At 74.2% G+C, this 3289-nt stretch carries 4 protein-coding genes; 2 read left to right on the forward strand and 2 right to left on the reverse strand.

Annotation, left to right across the window (positions count from 1 at the left end; translation table 11 throughout):
• Positions 1-238: 238 nt before the first annotated feature.
• Both KS423_RS41695 and KS423_RS41700 read left to right on the forward strand, forming a co-directional pair.
• On the forward strand, positions 239-994 hold the full coding sequence (locus KS423_RS41695; protein ID WP_224284929.1) for a tyrosine-protein phosphatase: 756 nt from the start codon (positions 239-241) through the stop codon (positions 992-994).
• Between the two features lie 151 nt (positions 995-1145).
• Positions 1146-1709 (forward strand): DUF4291 domain-containing protein, encoded by a 564-nt coding sequence (locus tag KS423_RS41700; RefSeq protein ID WP_224284930.1) that lies wholly within the window; start codon positions 1146-1148, stop codon positions 1707-1709.
• A 9-nt stretch (positions 1710-1718) separates the two neighbouring features.
• Here the strand turns inward: KS423_RS41700 and KS423_RS41705 are convergent, their stop codons facing one another.
• Positions 1719-2564 (reverse strand): ABC transporter permease subunit, encoded by an 846-nt coding sequence (locus tag KS423_RS41705; protein ID WP_224284931.1) that lies wholly within the window; start codon positions 2562-2564, stop codon positions 1719-1721.
• On the reverse strand, positions 2561-3289 hold a 729-nt coding region (locus KS423_RS41710), incomplete at its 5' end, for an ATP-binding cassette domain-containing protein (RefSeq protein WP_224284932.1). The genes KS423_RS41710 and KS423_RS41705, both read right to left, overlap by 4 nt.

Consider the following 3289-nt stretch of genomic DNA (forward strand, 5'->3'; position numbering starts at 1 on the left):
GATCCGCCACCGCACGGACGGCGCCGGCGCGCCGTCGCCGTGCCCCTCGGGGCGCCGCGGCCGGGCGACGGGAGCGGGACGGAGGCAAGCACCGATCGAGGCCCGCACCGGCCGAGGCCTGCACCGATCGAGGCTTGCCCGGCGGGCCCCGGAGGGGTTACACATCTAGACGTCTCTCCGCGCGCCTGCGGATGTCCCCGTCTCGTCCCGGGTGCGGCTCCACCGAAAGGCCTCCCGCATGTCCCTGGTCAACTTCCGCGACGCCGCCGCCCTCGGCGACCCCGAGGGCCGGCGGATCCGCCCCGGTGTGCTGTACCGCTCCGCCCAGCCGTTCCCGGCCGCCGACGAGGCCACCGTCGCCCAGCTGCGCGGCTGCGACATCCGCACCGTCGTGGACCTGCGCGACCCGCGCGAGACCGACCCCGCCGACTGGGCCGCCGTCGAAGCCGCCGGGATAGCCGTCGTCGCCGCCCCGGTGAACCCCGCCACCGAGGCCCTCACCGCCCGGATGGGCACCATGGCCACGGCCGCCGACCTGGGCGACTTCTACGTCCTGCTGGCCGAGTCCGCGCCCGCGGCGGTGGCCGCCGCCGTCGAGGCCACCGTCCGCCCCGGCGCCGTCCTGCTGCACTGCGCCGCCGGCAAGGACCGCACCGGCCTGCTGATCGCCCTCCTGCTGGACCTCCTCGGCGTCCCCGCCGAGCGCATCGTCGCCGACTACACCCGCACCGCCGACGCCCTCCCGCAGATCTTCGCCGGCCTCGCCGAACGCCACCGCACCGCCCTCAACGACCGCACCACCTCCCGCGTCACCGACTCCCGGGGCCGCAACCTCACCATCCCGGCGCCCCTCCTGGAGGCCCCGGCCGAGGCCATGTCGGTCTTCCTCGACCGGGTCCACACCCACCACGGCGGCGCGGCCTCCTTCCTCCCCGGCTGTGGTGTCCCGGCGGCGACCCTCGGCGCCTTCCGCACCAAGGCGGCCGTGGCCTGAGCCGAGGCGCCGTGGCGGGGCCGGGCACGGGCCGAGCGGCGCGCAGACCGCCCCCTGAGACCTGTCCGGCACGCCCTGGTGACGCCCGGTAATCCCGTTGCACCGCACCGCCCCGCCTGGCAGCGTGCCGGGTCGAAGGGGGTGCCGCGAGATGACCGCACTGCGCGAGATCCGCGCCGACCACGACACCCGGACGATCGTGCTCTACCAGGCCTACCCGCCGGCCGTCGCCGACGCGGCCCTGGCGGCGGGCCGGTTCGTGGCGCCGTTCGGCTTCCACCGGATGACGTGGATCAAGCCCTCGTTCCGCTGGCTGATGCACCGCAGCAACTGGGCGCAGAAGCCCGGTCAGACCAGGGTGCTGGCGGTGCGGATCACCCGGGAGGGCTGGGAGGAGGCGCTCGCCCGCGCCGTGCTGACCACCGCCCACCCGGACGAGGTGGCCCGCGCCGAGGTCCATGTGCAGTGGGATCCGGAGCGGTCGCTGCGCGGGGCGGCGCTGAACCACTACAGCATCCAGGTGGGCATCGGCCGGTCGCTGATCCGCACCTTCGCCGAGGAGTGGGTCGTCGAGCTCACCGACCTCACCCCGCAGGTGCAGCGGGTCGCCGCGCTGGTCCGGGGCGGGCAGACGGCGAAGGCGCAGCGGCTGCTGCCGCCCGAGCGCCCCTACCGGCTGCCCGCCGCGACCGCGCGGCGGCTCGACCTCGGCTGAGGAGGCAGGTCACACGTCCCGCCGCCGCACCACGACCACCGTCACCGCCACCGCGGCCACGCCCCACACGCCCATGGTGATCCACGAGTCCAGCACGCTCGGCGCGTACTTCCCCATCGTGGTCGAGGAGTTGGGGTTGACGGTGAGCCGCTGCACGGTGGCCAGCGGCAGGTGGGTGCCGATCTCCTTCAGCCACCGGTAGCGGTCCCCGCCGAACATCATGGGCAGGATGAACATCAGCATCACCAGCGCCACGATCGAGGCGGTGGCGTGCCGCAGCAGCGCGCCCAGCGCCATCCCGATCAGCGCGCAGACCGGCACGATCGCCGCGTAGCCGAGCACGGCCCGCAGGCAGCCCTCGTCGGTGACGGAGAGCCCGACGTGCCGGGAGGCCAGCATCGCGTTGATGGTGAAGAAGGAGACCGCCGACACCACGATCCCGGCGAGCGCGGTGATCCCGCCGATCAGCAGCACCTTGGCCGCGATCACGCCCCGGCGGTCCGGCACGGCGGCGAAGGTGGTGCGGATCAGTCCGGTGGTGTACTCGCCGAACACGGTGATCGCCCCGAGACTGCCGGCCGCGACCGCCATCAGGTCGCTCGCGATGTTGTTGAGGCCGTGGAAGAGCGGGTCGTAGGTGTACGGCGGCTGGCCGGGCATCCGCGGCGGCGGGTGGTCGATGTACGTCAGGTCGGTGTGGACGGCGTTCACGTTGATCGCGATCGCCACGAGCGAGGCCAGCGCCAGCACCCAGTAGGTGGAGCGCAGCGAGCGCAGTTTGATCCACTCGGCGGCGAGCAGGTCGAAGAATCGCGGCGCCGGCTCGGCGGTGAGATCGAGGGTCGCGGTGCTCATCGGGCGTCTCCAGCCAGGTACTCGACACTGTCGGCGGTCAGGGACATGAACGCCGACTCCAGCGACGACGTCCGGGCGGCCAGCTCGTGCAGCACCACGCCGTGCCGCAGGGCGAGTTCACCGATCCGTGCGGCCGGCATCCCGGTGACGATCCCGAACTGCTCCTCCGGCAGGACGACGTCGGCCCCCTCGGCGCGCAAGGCCTCGACCAGCGTGGCGAGTTCGGGCGCCCGCACGGCCACCGAGGAGACCGCGTTGCGGGCCGAGAACTCCGCGAGGCTCTGGTCCGCGATCAGCCGGCCGCGTCCGATCACCACCAGGTGGTCGGCGGTGTGTTCCATCTCGGCCATCATGTGGCTGGAGACGAACACCGTCCGTCCCTCGTCCGCGAGCCGCCGGAACAGCCCGCGCACCCAGAGCACGCCCTCCGGGTCCAGCCCGTTCAGCGGCTCGTCGAAGAGCAGCACCGGCGGGTCGCCGAGCAGCGCGCCGGCGATGCCCAGACGCTGCTTCATGCCCAGCGAGTAGCCGCCGATCCGCCGCCCGGCGGCCTTGCCGAGGCCGACCTCCGCCAGCACCTCGTCCACCCGCCCGAGCGGGATGCGGTTGCTGCGGGCCAGCGCCGACAGGTGCGCCCGGGCGCTGCGCCCGCCGTGCACGTCGCCCGCGTCCAGCAGGGCTCCGACGTGCCGCAGGCCGCGCGGCCGGCCGGCGAAGGGCGCCCC

Origin of the sequence: Streptomyces sp. LS1784, from assembly GCF_020103755.1 — a bacterium.
Classification (GTDB): domain Bacteria; phylum Actinomycetota; class Actinomycetes; order Streptomycetales; family Streptomycetaceae; genus Kitasatospora.